General features: G+C 43.1%; 12 protein-coding genes. 4 read left to right on the top strand and 8 right to left on the bottom strand.

What is annotated here, in order from left to right:
• Positions 1 to 140: 140 nt before the first annotated feature.
• From UQW94_RS00575 to rbsD, 6 genes are all read right to left on the bottom strand, one after another.
• Positions 141 to 1163, bottom strand: coding sequence for a substrate-binding domain-containing protein (locus tag UQW94_RS00575; protein WP_005373138.1), 1023 nt, complete (start codon positions 1161 to 1163; stop codon positions 141 to 143).
• A gap of 35 nt (positions 1164 to 1198) precedes the next feature.
• Positions 1199 to 2116 (bottom strand): ribokinase, encoded by a 918-nt coding sequence (rbsK, locus tag UQW94_RS00570; RefSeq protein WP_005382617.1) that lies wholly within the window; start codon positions 2114 to 2116, stop codon positions 1199 to 1201.
• A gap of 222 nt (positions 2117 to 2338) precedes the next feature.
• Positions 2339 to 3217 (bottom strand): ribose ABC transporter substrate-binding protein RbsB, encoded by an 879-nt coding sequence (gene rbsB / locus UQW94_RS00565; RefSeq protein WP_005373143.1) that lies wholly within the window; start codon positions 3215 to 3217, stop codon positions 2339 to 2341.
• An 87-nt stretch (positions 3218 to 3304) separates the two neighbouring features.
• The gene (gene rbsC / locus UQW94_RS00560; RefSeq protein ID WP_005373145.1) at positions 3305 to 4288 is read right to left on the bottom strand and encodes a ribose ABC transporter permease; all 984 of its coding nucleotides are present in this window, start codon (positions 4286 to 4288) and stop codon (positions 3305 to 3307) included.
• On the bottom strand, positions 4285 to 5790 hold the full coding sequence (rbsA, locus tag UQW94_RS00555; protein WP_054577815.1) for a ribose ABC transporter ATP-binding protein RbsA: 1506 nt from the start codon (positions 5788 to 5790) through the stop codon (positions 4285 to 4287). The genes rbsC and rbsA overlap by 4 nt, the downstream gene beginning before the upstream one ends.
• 23 nt (positions 5791 to 5813) lie before the next feature.
• Positions 5814 to 6233, bottom strand: coding sequence for a D-ribose pyranase (gene rbsD, locus UQW94_RS00550; protein ID WP_054577814.1), 420 nt, complete (start codon positions 6231 to 6233; stop codon positions 5814 to 5816).
• A 473-nt stretch (positions 6234 to 6706) separates the two neighbouring features.
• On the opposite strand from rbsD, the gene UQW94_RS00545 reads away from it, so the two are divergent.
• On the top strand, positions 6707 to 9067 hold the full coding sequence (locus tag UQW94_RS00545; protein ID WP_054577813.1) for an EAL domain-containing protein: 2361 nt from the start codon (positions 6707 to 6709) through the stop codon (positions 9065 to 9067).
• 139 nt (positions 9068 to 9206) lie between these two features.
• Here UQW94_RS00545 and UQW94_RS00540 read toward each other — a convergent pair whose 3' ends face one another.
• Positions 9207 to 9782, bottom strand: coding sequence for an imm11 family protein (locus UQW94_RS00540; protein WP_053349404.1), 576 nt, complete (start codon positions 9780 to 9782; stop codon positions 9207 to 9209).
• Positions 9783 to 10655: 873 nt separating this feature from the next.
• Between UQW94_RS00540 and UQW94_RS00535 the strand changes: the two genes are divergently transcribed.
• The 3 genes from UQW94_RS00535 to UQW94_RS00525 all read left to right on the top strand — a co-directional run bounded on the left by UQW94_RS00535 (position 10656) and on the right by UQW94_RS00525 (position 12492).
• Entirely contained in the window at positions 10656 to 11297 is a 642-nt protein-coding gene (locus tag UQW94_RS00535) for a murein L,D-transpeptidase catalytic domain family protein (RefSeq protein WP_322141906.1), read from the top strand.
• A gap of 326 nt (positions 11298 to 11623) precedes the next feature.
• Positions 11624 to 12082, top strand: a complete 459-nt coding sequence (locus UQW94_RS00530) for a hypothetical protein (RefSeq protein WP_017633653.1) — start codon at positions 11624 to 11626, stop codon at positions 12080 to 12082.
• An 86-nt stretch (positions 12083 to 12168) separates the two neighbouring features.
• Positions 12169 to 12492 (top strand): hypothetical protein, encoded by a 324-nt coding sequence (locus UQW94_RS00525; protein ID WP_042522561.1) that lies wholly within the window; start codon positions 12169 to 12171, stop codon positions 12490 to 12492.
• Between the two features lie 124 nt (positions 12493 to 12616).
• On the opposite strand, the gene UQW94_RS00520 is transcribed toward UQW94_RS00525, so the two are convergent.
• A complete protein-coding gene (locus UQW94_RS00520) occupies positions 12617 to 13297 on the bottom strand; it encodes a DedA family protein (protein ID WP_017820317.1) in 681 nt (226 codons plus the stop codon).
• Positions 13298 to 13348 lie beyond the last annotated feature (51 nt).

Here is a 13348-nt window from a genome sequence, read left to right as displayed (position 1 = left end):
AACTTAGCGTAACCTTTTGATAACATTTGACTAATCCGCCAGACAACAATTAATAGTTTTATTTATAATCAACGACGATAGTAAGGCTTTATCGTATAAAGAGAAACGACTTTTTTAATTTTTTAGCTCAACATCACACGTCATTCAGTGAGGTTTGACTTTAACCTCTTGACGCTTTTTCGTTCCACTAGAGTCGGCTCTAATTGTACGACCTGTGCCTCTGTTGATTTTTCATCCAACTTTCGGACAAGAGTCTCAACGGCAGCCTGCCCCAAACGGTACTTAGGCTGATGAATGGTAGTTAGCGATGGCGACATAAATTTCGCGATATGGATGTCATCGTAACCAATAATGGATAGGTCGTCCGGCACTTTAATACCGAGCTCATTTGCGGCGTTAATCACACCCATCGCCATCATATCGTTAGAGACGAAAATCGAGCTGGGTAATGCGCCACGCTGAGCCATTTTTTTGAACGCTTGATACCCACCCTCACATTCGAAGTCAGACTCAATGATCCAATTGGCATTAAATTCCAAGCCCGCTTCGTTCATTGCTCGCTTATAACCTTCGTATCGCATTTGCGCTTGGTGTTTAATCAAAGGGCCAGTGATGCACCCAATTTCGGTATGGCCGCAATCAATTAAGTATTTCGCCGCTAAGTAACCGCCACGAAGTGAGTTGTCTTGGATTTTATCACTTGTAAATAGCATCGGCCCCCAGTCCATTACCACTACTGGGATATCTGGGTAACGCTCAAATACATCGATACGCTCTCCTTCTAGCGACGAACACATCAAAATCAAACCATCGACACGCTTTTGCAATAGCGTATTAATGGATTGACGCATACGTTCGTTATCACCCTCGGTGTTACATAAAATGAGGCTGTAGCCTTTTTGGTAGCAGCTGCGTTCGACGCCTTTTACGACTTCGCCAAAGAATGGGTTGGTTGAGGTTGTCACGAGCATACCAATGGTTTTGGTACGATTAACTTTGAGGCTACGCGCCAACGCAGAGGGCGCGTAGTAGTTAAGCTCTTTTGCGGCATTGTTAACGCGTTCAGAGATCTCTTCGCTCACAAAACGCGTCTTGTTAATAACATGGCTCACTGTTGAAGTGGAAACCCCTGCCAGTTTTGCGATGTCTTTCATCGTCGCCATGTTACTACTCCTATTTTAATGAGGCGTTGTGCGCCTTATTGTTCAGCGAGAAACGCGTCCACCTCTTCGCGGGTTGGAATCGACGTTTGCGCGCCAAAGCGGGTCACAGAAATTGCAGCCGCCGCATGTGCAAACTTAATCGCTGATTCTAAAGGTAAATCTTCTAGGAGACCAGTGACGAATGCCCCATTAAATGTATCGCCCGCTGCGGTAGTATCCGTCGCTTCAACGCGGAAACCCGAGATGATTTCGCCTCGACCGTTTTGGCTTAGCCAAACGCCTTTTGCACCGAGTGTGATCATGACAATTTCTATACCTTTACCATGTAGCACATTCGCCGCTTCTTGCGCGCTTTCGTTGTCTGTTACAGTAATACCTGTCAGAACTTCAGCTTCCGTTTCATTTGGTGTAATCACGTCAATGCAAGACAGTAATTCATCTGACAGTTCGCGAGCTGGCGCTGGGTTCAGAATGACATTGGTTTTGGCATCTTTCGCGATTCGCGCAGCTTTCTCAATGCCGCACATCGGCGTTTCCAATTGCATTAGCAAGTAATCTGCTTGGCGAATACGCTCTAAATCTGGCTCAATCGCTTCTGCTGTCAGTTTGGCGTTCGCTTCAGCTGAAATGCAAATGCTGTTCTCACCACTGTCCGACACTTGAATCATCGCGATACCTGTCGGGCAATTTGGCTGCATCTTCACACCAGTGATATCGATGCCGTCCATTTTGAAGTTTTCGCGAATGTTAATGCCGAATGAGTCATCGCCCACACAAGCGATAAAACCGATGTCTGCATTTAATCGCGCCGCCGCGACGGCTTGGTTGGCACCTTTGCCACCTGGGATAACTTGATAGTTGCGACCATGCAGCGTCTCGCCTGGGCGAGGGAAAGAAGGCACTTGAAGAACATGGTCAGCGTTTACACTACCTAACACCACTAACTTATTCATACGGTTATCCTCGGTTCTGAATGAACCCTTTTTAAAAACTGTTTAGGAAAATACATTAGATGACTTTAACTTCTCTTCCTGACGAAGGAGTCTCGATAAAAAGCCAAAGGCATCTATACCCCACACTTTGCAGTATTTTGGGTAAGTTTGCCCTCACCTCCTAAACGACAGATATAAACGGAGGAGAGAGCAAAAATTAGGATGATTTATTGAACTTAAAACTTACTTAGTGACTACTTTTAGTGGTACTGGGATGTACTCTTCTACTTCTTCACCTTTCAAAACTTTGTCAGCCGTTTCAACACCTAAAGCACCGATAAGGTCTGGTTGCTGAGCAATAGTTGCCGCTAGTTTGCCACGGTTAACTGCTGCAATGCCGTCTTCCGTACCATCAAAACCAACGATAACGACATCTTTGCCAGAAGCTTGAACTGCGCGAAGTGCACCTAGCGCCATTTCATCATTCTGTGCAAATACCGCTTGTACATCCGGGTTAGCCGCTAGCAGGTTTTCCATTACGTTTAGACCTTTCGTGCGGTCAAAGTCCGCTGGTTGGCTAGCAAGAAGATCCATATCGCTGCCCTTCACGGCATTCATAAAGCCTTCACCGCGCTCACGCGCTGCCGATGTGCCCGCAATACCTTCAAGTTGAATGACTTTTGCTTTTTCGCCGACTTTTTCCATGATGTAGTGGCCTGCCATTTCACCACCAATTACGTTGTCCGACGCGATGTGACTCACAACTTCACCACGGCTTGCACCACGGTCTAATGTCAACACAGGGATCTTAGAACGGTTCGCCATACGAATTGCATTAGACACTGCATCAGAATCCGTTGGGTTGATAAGAATTGCTTTTACGCCGCGAATACTTAAATCCTCGATGTTCGACAGTTCTTTACTCGGGTCATTTTGCGAGTCCAGTACAATTAAGTCGTACCCCAATTCTTTCGCTTTTGCTTCCGCACCGTCTTTCATCGTTACGAAGAACGGGTTGTTTAGCGTCGAAACCACAATCGCCATGGTATCTTGAGCTTGCGCCGCTACCGATACGGTTGAAGAAAGAAGTGCAGCAGAGATAAGAGTTGCAAGTTTTTTCATCGTTCTAGTCCTTTGTGTAGGGTGAGCCAGTACACGTCCCCTGACTCGGTTTGTATTCACTGTTTTATATATACAGATTGTTATGAATTACTTGTTTTTGTTGTCTACCAATACCGCCAGCAAGATAACCACTGCTTTTGCAATCATTTGGTAGTAGGAAGAAACATCAAGTAGGTTAAGTGCATTGTTCAAGAAACCGATGATCAGCGCACCAATCAAGGTACCCATGATACGGCCTTTACCGCCCATCAAGCTGGTACCGCCAAGAACAACCGCTGCGATAGCGTCTAGCTCGTAGCCCATACCTGCTGTTGGCTGCGCCGAAGAAAGACGAGACGTTACAATAATGCCTGCAAGCGCTGCTAACATACCGCAGATGGCGTAGACACCAATCTTCACTCGGTCTACATTGATACCTGATAGACGCGTCGCAGACTCGTTGCCGCCTAGTGCGTAAACATAGCGACCAAAGCGTGTGTGGTTAAGTAAATACCAAGCCGCTGCAAACACAACCACCATTAACCAAACAGGAACCGGAATGCCTAGCGCGTAGCCAGTACCAAACCATGCAAACGCATCCGCGGTGTCAGTAAAGCCTGTCGAGATTGGTCGACCTTCGGTGTACACCATGGTCACACCTCGTAGTAACGTCATGGTAACCAGCGTAGCGATAAATGCCTGCACCTTACCCTTCGCAATAATGATACCGCTGATCGCACCTAACGCTGCACCTGCGACTAAAGCAGTTGGAACCGCCACCAGCACAGGAACCTCAAGCGCAATCATGCTTGCCGCAAAGGCACCACACAACGCCAATACCGAACCAACACTTAAGTCGATGCCTGCGGTTAAAATAACTAATGTCATACCCACTGCGATAATGGCATTCACGGAGGTTTGACGAAGAATGTTGAGAATGTTGTCGACCGTAAAGAAGTTCGGGTTCAAAAATGACACAACAACGATCAGAAAGATCAGAGCTATCAGTGATTTTTGTTCAATCAGCCACTCTTTTGTGAACAACTTCTTGTTGCTCGTTTCGGTTGGTTTGCTCATGGTATTCGTACTCATGCTGCTTCCTCATTGATCTCTTTGCCTACGGCACAGGCGAGTAATTTTTCTTGATCGGCGTCTTTCGCATCAAATTCGCCAGTGATACGACCTTCATGCATCACTAAAATACGGTCGCTCATGCCGAGCACTTCAGGCATCTCGGAAGAAACCAAGATGATGCTCATGCCTTCGGCCTTAAACTTGTTGATGAGCTGATAAATCTCTTTTTTTGCTCCGACATCAACACCACGTGTCGGCTCATCCAGAATCAGAACTTTAGGTTTCGTCATTAACCCTTTCGCTATCGCAACTTTTTGCTGGTTACCACCAGATAAGTTGCCGATGATTTGATCTCGCGTTGGGGTTTTAATGTTGAATAACTTAATAAAATCTTCCACAGCAATCACTTCGTCGCTGTGTTGAATCTGGAAGCCTTTGGTCAGCTGGTTTAGCGAACAAAGTGACATGTTCTCCTTAACCGAAAGACCTAAAACCAAACCATCGCCTTTGCGATCTTCAGAGATGTAAGCGATACCATTTGCCAAGCCATCTTGCGGGCTAACCGGGTTAATAGTTTTGTTATCAAGATTGATAACACCATGCTCACTAGGTAATGCGCCGTAAATGACTTTCATGAGTTCAGTGCGGCCTGCGCCCATCAAGCCAGAAATTCCAAGAATCTCACCACGCTTGAGAGTAAAGCTCACATCCTGAACGCCAGACCCAGTCAAACCAATGACTTCAAGACAAGTTTCGCCATGTTGGACATCAATACGTGGATATTGCTCTTCTAATTTTCGGCCAACCATCATTTCAATTAGGCCATCTTCATCAGTGTCGGACACCTTGCACTCACCGATAAACTTACCATCACGAAGCACCGTAATATCATCACAGATTTCAAAGATTTCTTTAAGACGATGCGAAATGTATACGATGCCGCATCCTTGCTCGCGAAGCTCATTAATCACTTTAAATAGTGATTCCGTTTCCGTATCGGTCAATGCGTCCGTTGGCTCATCCATAATGATGACTTTCGACTCAAACGAAAGTGCCTTTGCAATTTCCACCATTTGTTGTTCACCAAGGCTTAAATCGCCAAGCAATGTTTTTGATGAATGCTTTACATTGAGACGTTTTAAAAGCTTGTCAGCTTCGTCATACATTTTGCCCCACTGGATACGCCCTAAGGAGCCGGTGAACTCTCGTCCCAAGTAAATATTTTCGGCAATCGTCAGTTCAGGAATCAGGTTCAGCTCTTGGTGAATAATGCTAATACCAGCTTCCTGTGAATCGCGTGGCCCTTTAAAGGCCGCCGGCTGACCGTGATATTGAATGCTCCCCGCATCCATGTGGTAAATGCCTGTCAACACCTTCATTAACGTTGACTTGCCTGCTCCATTTTCACCCATCAGCGCCATAACACGGCCTGGATAAACATTCAGGCTTGCTTTGTCGAGTGCTTTTACGCCCGGAAACGCCTTCTCAATTTCGCTTAGTTGTAGAATGGCTTGAGTCATAATCTGTCCTCAATATCTCTGGCTTAAAAAACCACGCCCGCTTGGAAAATAACGTTCGCATATGGCGAGCATTCGCCAGTTCTTACGATAGCGCGACTTTGCGCCGTGCGTGCTTTAAACGCTTCATGTGACACGTAGCTCACTTCAATAGATTTGCCCGTTTCTTCACTCTCTTTGCTCAGTTCGTTGAGCAACGCTTCATGCAAAACTGGGCTTGCATCAGAGAGCTCTTCCGCAATGATGACCCCTTCGATTTGGGACTCAGATAGAATTACGCGAACAGTATCAAGAAAACTTGGTACCCCATGCGTTAGCGCCAAATCGATTCGCTGAACATGCTCTGGGATTGGTAGACCAGCATCACATATCGTGATCTCGTCAGTGTGGCCTAGCGTCGCCACCAAGTAAGAAATATCTGAGTTAATTAGGGTACTTTTTTTCATCTCATCGACCTTTCGGTTACACGTTCATACAACCATGAGCGCCTGTTTTAAAGTGTTTTCGTTATTAACAGAAAACTCATCGAAACGTTTCGATGAAATAATAATTCGTCATCGCAATTTGACCAGTGTGAGATCGATAAGGTGTGAGAATGATCTGTAATTCAATTGTCATTGAATAGGAAAAGCGCACTTGAGTCACACTTTACAATCGAAACGTTTCGATGACGGTATTTTCCTATCATTACGGTTAGGTTTTATACAAGGAGGAAGGAAAAGAGACGTCCAACTACTGAGAAAACCTCTAGTTAATAAGCTCGAAACCTTTCACGTCATCACAATTCTTAGATAGCTGCCTGATTTTGGAGAACGCTCACCTTACAATCTGGTTACAATTTGCCAAAACACATCATCCGTTCAGTACCTTACCTGGTACGCGACGTTTGTAGGGACACAAACGGAAACTAAGAACCATAATGAAGTTAAGCAATAGAGTCATTTTGCTTGTCGCGCCAGTGATCTTATTAAGCGCGTTAGTATCTAGCTATATTATTTATAGCATTCAAAAAGTGACGCTCATCAAGCGGGAAGACAGCTATATTCAGTTGCAGATGGAAAAGCTCGCCGGGCAGTTTCGACAAGCGAATATTTTTCTTAATAGCTATGCCTATACGCTCAGTAAAAGTGATGTATTACAAGACTATTTGGTTAATCATAACAACCCCTATCGTGAGCGAGTCTTGTTTAATCGATTAGACGAGACCGCTGAAGTATTAAGCCATGGTTACAAAGGCGATGCGAGCATGGCGATCCTCGACGGCAAACAAAACCTTCTCTATTACACAGAAAACAAATATTACGAATCATCAGGTGTGGTCGACCCAAAGGTGTTAGAGTACATATCACGAAGTTTCAATGAGAGAGAGGCTTTCAGTCACACTGGCTTTATTTATAACTCCAGTGGACAAAGCATTCTTCTTCAATATGAGGTCGTCGACAAAAGAACGGGGACTCACCCTTTGAGCTTTGACTCAAAAAATGTGTTTTTTGTGGTAGTTTCCGTATCACTTGAAGCCTTTAACGAGATTAAGCATGACATCGAGTTTGACACGCACAGCGTGATTACTTTCGCCGACAAACCCATTTATCTTGATATTCCTCTCGCTCAAACCATTGAGCTGCTGCCGCACTTTTATGCCGTGCTTTCTCCTGCCGAATATTTAATGTGGAATAAAGTCGATAAAGTGTGGCTAGAACTTGCTTTCTCCTTTGGCGTAGCGGCGTTTTTCACCATCACATTAATCATTTTGGTGTTGTACCGCTATGTGTTGCGCCCTGTTTCTCGCCTTGATAAGCAGCTGAACGAACTTGAATCTAATCAACGTGACAATATTGAAAAGCTAGAAACAAACGATGAAATAGGACGCCTCTCTGCACGCTTTTTTGATATGTATGAGGAACTTAATGTCATCTATAAAAAGACAAAACGCCTAGCTGAAACGGATCACCTGACGCAACTCGCCAATCGCCATCGTTTTCATGAGCTTGCCACTCGTGAACTTATCTCCCCTTCGCAGTTTCTGTGGGTTGTTTACGTCGATCTTGATAACTTTAAATACGTGAATGATAAATACGGGCATGAATTGGGAGATAACTTATTAAAAGTGTTCTCATCACACATCAAGAATGCCTGTCAAAAGTTCTCGCACGATTACAACAGCCCCTGCTTTGCCGCCAGGTTATCTGGTGACGAATTTGCAATTTTGCTGAGCTCAAATCAAGAGGTAAAACGCTTGCCTGATTTGCTTGCATCAGAGCTGCTAAAACCGATTAGTAATCTCAGTTCATCTTGGAGTAATTCATTTCCCGTTACGGCAAGCGTAGGTATTGCACAATATCCTCAAGACGGTACTGACATCGCGAAGTTACTCTCCAGTGCCGATGCGGCTATGTATCAAGCAAAACGGGCAGGGAAAAATCAATACGCCTATTATTCAGCCGCTCTCAATATTGAGTCTCAAAGACGAAGTCAACTTGAACGTGCGCTCCGAAAAAGCAATGTAGAGGAAGAATTCCACCTTGTTTTTCAACCCTATATGAACAATCGAAGCAACGAAATTGAGGGGTTAGAAGTCTTGTTGCGCTGGGAAGCCGAAGGTATCGGCCCTATCCCTCCAAAGGAGTTTATTCCAATTGCAGAGCAAGCCGGATTATTTGATAAAATTGACCGCTGGGTTTTCGCCAATGCAACGGCGGAATACCATCAATTAAGGAATATTTTCGGTAAGGACATTGTTCTTTCGGTCAATTTATCATCAGCGGAGCTAAACTCGATAGAAATGGCAAACTACATCCATGAACAAGCGACACTGCACCAGGTTAAACCAAAATGTATTGAGATAGAAATAACCGAAACCTTTGCCGCAGAACAACAAGGCACGGCCCTACTTGATGAGCTATCAAAACGTGGCTACCGTCTTGCAATTGATGACTTTGGTTCTGGTTACACATCGTTAACTCAGCTCGTTCAGTATCCGGTTCAAAAAATCAAATTTGATCGAGAGTTCCTCGTTACATTGATGAACACCAATAACGGCCATGTGATCAAACCTATTATTGAGCTATGCCATGCCCAAAATAAAACGGTTACAGCAGAAGGTATTGAACACAATATGATGCATGAATGGCTATCGGCATACCGCTGCGACTATATGCAAGGCTATTTATTTGGCAAACCAATGACTAAAGAACAATTGAGCTTGTGGTGGCAATCGGCAAATGACGACAGTCGATTTGATGCGTCCATGGTCAGCTCAATTAGGGTTTCAAGAACATAAGTTAAGGGGAGAAGTACAGCAGTCACAACTGTGGCGGCTGTATTTAGTTGTATATGAGCTTCATTGATAGATGCTCAGCTTTTGTTCCCCCATACCTATATCTATGACTTTAGTCGAGTAAATCACTATTTATTCGTTTTTAAACCAGCACTTCCTTGAAATCCAAACCGGTCAAATTCAGCGCTTTGACGCTATCGTACAAGCCACCTTTTTTGTCCGTGCAAAACGTTCTGAGCCCAGCACCTTTTACTCTGAACAAGTCAGATTCATTAACGGCTTCTCTATTCAAAACGAGTTTCTTAAACGGTCTAGCACGACTTAGCTTACCATGACGAAGATTATACTCGGTAGCAGAGGTATCAATGGCATCAATTTGAGTGACAATGTTTAATGCTCGCCAAGGCTTTCCTTGTAGATTTAATGGTAAAAATTCGACATTCTCGCTCAACACATCGAGCTTATCCGCAATAGAAGCGGATACAGCAAGAGTAAAAGATCCCCATGCTGCAATATCAGGCCTGGGTAATGGCTTTTCACCCTTAACGTCTAACCATTCAATATCAATACTTTTCCAACTGGCTTTAACAGACTCTCCATAGAGTTGGATAGGTTTGCTTGCCGTTACTTGAAGAGACATTTCCAATGGCGACTCTTGCAACATTGCAAAATCATTAACATTGGGAGTGACAATAAACACTTTATTAAATGCTGTCATAACCGTCCTTAAATAAATTTGAGCGCTTTTCTTAATGAGACGAGCGCCTTCACACCAAACCAAACCAAACCAAACCAAACCAAACCAAACATAATAGATAGAGTTTACTTTCATGTTCAAAAATTTAATGAATTAATATCTGGCGTTCTTATCTTTTAATTTCTAAGTTTTATTATTTATATATTTTAATCCACACGATAGAATTATTTTTTCAATTTTTACTATGTACCCTTCCTTATGTAATCGAATAAATTAGAGAATAAACAATAGCACGCATCACTTCACTTTTGTCGAGCTCATCACTCTCACTTAAACGATACATTCACAAGTTCAATTTTTGTACGACTTAGACTTAGCTTTGTCAATCGTGAATTAAAAACAACCGATTCACCGTTGTTTTACTGCCTTTTCTTACCACCCTGTTGTTTATTCATACATTATAAATGCATTTATACACATAACGATTCGGCGTTACGATTTGTTACGAGTTAAATCACAAACTTTTGAGGTATTGGATAAAGCGTAGAAAAAGAAAACACATTGAAATAAAAAGAGTTTCTAAAGTACGAAAAATAAAACGCCGTTTTTATAAATTAGCAACTTCACAAATATCCTTAAACACAGTTTTATTAATTACATATATCAGATATTATTTACGCCGAAGTTTATAGAAACCATCGTTAAACTTCATATTTTATATAAGTTTCAATTAGTTAGTTTTTAACTCGAAAACTTATCGTCAACCCAATATCAAGCACCTAAGCGTGCAATAAGAAACATTGGGAATAGAATTATATTGATGTGCATGTTGTTTTAACGAATGCATGAAGCAATCGGTAAATTTGTAACACCATAGAGTTTTATTTAGCCAAGATGAAAAAGTTAATTTTATTATTTACATGTGCGCTGTTGTCTGTCTCACCTTTTGCTTTTGCAAAACAATCAGATAACGAATCCAGGGATCATTTACGACCAAAGCAAGCTGAACATGTGTTTAAACAAGCCAAGCTAGATGGCATAGTAGACTTTAAGTTGTTCAGTGACGCTTACATCGCTTATCAGAAGACACCCGATAGAAAGAAGTCGGTACTAACGATCATCGACTATAGTAAACCATCAACTGAAAAGCGTTTTTATGTGGTTGATTTAGATAAAAAGAAGCTAATCTACAATACGTATGTTTCTCACGGCGTGAACAGCGGAAAGAAAACAGCGACACAGTTTTCAAATGTCGTGAACTCGCGAAAAACATCATTGGGCACTTTTTTGACTGATACCACTTACTACGGCTCAAATGGCTATTCACTTCGATTAGATGGGCTAAGCTCTGGATTAAACGACAAAGCTCGCGAGCGTTACATTGTCGTGCACGGCGCCGATTACGCAAACCCTTCCTTCATCAAGAAGAATGGATACCTCGGACGCAGTTGGGGTTGCCCTGCTTTGCCAGAGAAGTTGTCTCGCGAGATCATTGACACCATAAAAGGCGGCAGCGTTATTTACGCAAGCGCATAATATCGATACGACACATATGGGGAAGAAAAAGAAGATTCTATTTCTTCCCTAGTAATAATCCTGTTAGCTTAATCGTCCTGTGCAACGACTCTTTTTCCATTTTCGCTTACTCGAAAGCGAAAATTATTGTGTTATTCGCTGATATACCTAAGTGCGATCAGAAAACTCTGTTCATCCCCCTTCCATCTCGTTAGTATACGCTGAGTTGATCAGACACTGGCTTTCATCGTTATCATAGTGCCACTAAGATTCCTTAATCATGGTGGGTAACTGTGGCTTTATATGTTTAGGGTTACTTCTTGCGTTATCTACACCGTATATTATTGATGCTTTCTTTGTCCCTGCTCTCAGGGCTCATCACAGCTTCATATGCGCATGAGTGGCACCACACCAAACATTACACTTCCGAGCGCCTACTTAAACTCTCTCAACAAGACGATTTTGAGCTAGCACACACTGATTTTCATGCCTCAGCTTCTCTGAGCTCTTGGGGTTCAGAAAGTTACTACCTACATATAAAGCGCGAGTTGTTCGGGCTTGTCTCCTGTCGCCGAACATCAGCTACTGATGGCGTTTTATCATCAGATTTTACTCCTGATTATTTTTTACTTATTGCTTTCTCTTCTCCACCACTACTGGAGTTGGCAAAACAAGCATCTCGCTTACCTCTAGACAGTTATGGCGGACTCATGAGTCAACGCTCTCTTTATCGCCTCTCAGGAAGAAAGGAAGCGAACTTAATGTACGTCTTTACTCATGGTCGCAACGCCTTCTCTGTTGTTTAACTTTTTATGACATACAGAGAACACGAAAATGTAACGATAAGAGCCAATATGCTCATTGTTACTAGAACCAATTTGAGGTCCATATAATGACAAGAATCGCTACAACCATCGCACTAGCATTACTATTTTCAGCGGGCTCAACCTTTGCAAACACAGAAACTAAGCCAGAAGAAATGAGTAACGACACTCTGTTAGAGTGTGCCAACGTTTCTAACGCACGTATTGCAGTTCCGGAACACAGAGCGATGTTCAGACACTACTTAATGTCTGAGAGAGACTACAGCTTTGACCAGCTATCGTCTGCCGAACTTGAATTTAAAGCAGCAGATAAGAATGAGTCTGAAGTAGAGAACATCTACAAGTCTCAGTGCAAAGAAGTTGGCGAATACCTATATAGCATTGGCTATTAAATTCGAAACCCTAACGACACTCAAAAAGAAAGGCGCATACATTGCGCCTTTCTTTTTACTGACAAAAACCTGTCGATTAGATGTCTAATCTGCATACAAGCTTAAAAGTGCAAATCAAGTAAACTTACTGAGAAAACTCAGACACATCCTTGGGTTTACAGAACGCTCGACGTGCTTTAACAAACAAGAAACTAAGCACTCCAATCACAAGAGTAATTATTGGTGCCGCCATTAATAGCATTGTGATTGCTTTGCTCATATTTTCCGGTAGCAAAGGAAGTAATGAACCAAAACCGCATAATATCAGCGTCCATAAAATCGCACTCAGCCACGCAAAGTAATGGAATTTACTAATACGTTTCACTCGCAACCCCATCATTAATGGCAATAGGGAACGAACAACCGGAATAAACCGCGCGCACAAAAGCGCAATCAATCCATGTTTACTGAGTAACACGTCGACCTGTTCCAAACGCTTTTGAGGAACCGCACTCACCCAGCCTTGGACCTTAGGTAAGCGATTTAGCCACTTGCCTTGTAAATAAGCCGCCCAACTTCCCAACCCCGCACTAACAGCTATCACCAACATGATCATAATTGGGTCAAGGACGCCAACCGCCGCCAGCGTACCGGATAATACGACGACACTGTCGCATGGGAAAGGTGCAGCAGGAATAAAACCACTTTCCAAAAAGATAATCACTGCAACAACAAAATAAACCAAACCTGCACTGCCTGGCGCCATTAACGCCGTGAAATCTTGATGCCAAAAAGCACTCAAGACCTGAATGATCGAATCAAACATAAACCGCTCCTAAGCATAATTAACCAAAAAGTTGCAAAAACATGGAATGTG

Origin of the sequence: Vibrio sp. PBL-C16 (assembly GCF_034321865.1) — a bacterium.
Classification (GTDB): domain Bacteria; phylum Pseudomonadota; class Gammaproteobacteria; order Enterobacterales; family Vibrionaceae; genus Vibrio; species Vibrio alginolyticus.
The sequence above is the reverse complement of the archived record's forward strand: the minus strand, read 5'-3'. Positions and strand labels throughout refer to the sequence as shown.

Coding starts and splice junctions, on each gene's coding strand:
- UQW94_RS00545 (WP_054577813.1), top strand. CDS start 6,707: ATGAAGTTAAGCAATAGAGTCATTTTGCTTGTCGCGCCAGTGATCTTA.
- UQW94_RS00520 (WP_017820317.1), bottom strand. CDS start 13,297: ATGTTTGATTCGATCATTCAGGTCTTGAGTGCTTTTTGGCATCAAGAT.
- rbsC (WP_005373145.1), bottom strand. CDS start 4,288: ATGAGTACGAATACCATGAGCAAACCAACCGAAACGAGCAACAAGAAG.
- rbsD (WP_054577814.1), bottom strand. CDS start 6,233: ATGAAAAAAAGTACCCTAATTAACTCAGATATTTCTTACTTGGTGGCG.
- UQW94_RS00530 (WP_017633653.1), top strand. CDS start 11,624: ATGCTTTCTTTGTCCCTGCTCTCAGGGCTCATCACAGCTTCATATGCG.
- rbsK (WP_005382617.1), bottom strand. CDS start 2,116: ATGAATAAGTTAGTGGTGTTAGGTAGTGTAAACGCTGACCATGTTCTT.
- rbsB (WP_005373143.1), bottom strand. CDS start 3,217: ATGAAAAAACTTGCAACTCTTATCTCTGCTGCACTTCTTTCTTCAACC.
- UQW94_RS00525 (WP_042522561.1), top strand. CDS start 12,169: ATGACAAGAATCGCTACAACCATCGCACTAGCATTACTATTTTCAGCG.
- rbsA (WP_054577815.1), bottom strand. CDS start 5,790: ATGACTCAAGCCATTCTACAACTAAGCGAAATTGAGAAGGCGTTTCCG.
- UQW94_RS00575 (WP_005373138.1), bottom strand. CDS start 1,163: ATGGCGACGATGAAAGACATCGCAAAACTGGCAGGGGTTTCCACTTCA.
- UQW94_RS00535 (WP_322141906.1), top strand. CDS start 10,656: ATGAAAAAGTTAATTTTATTATTTACATGTGCGCTGTTGTCTGTCTCA.
- UQW94_RS00540 (WP_053349404.1), bottom strand. CDS start 9,782: ATGACAGCATTTAATAAAGTGTTTATTGTCACTCCCAATGTTAATGAT.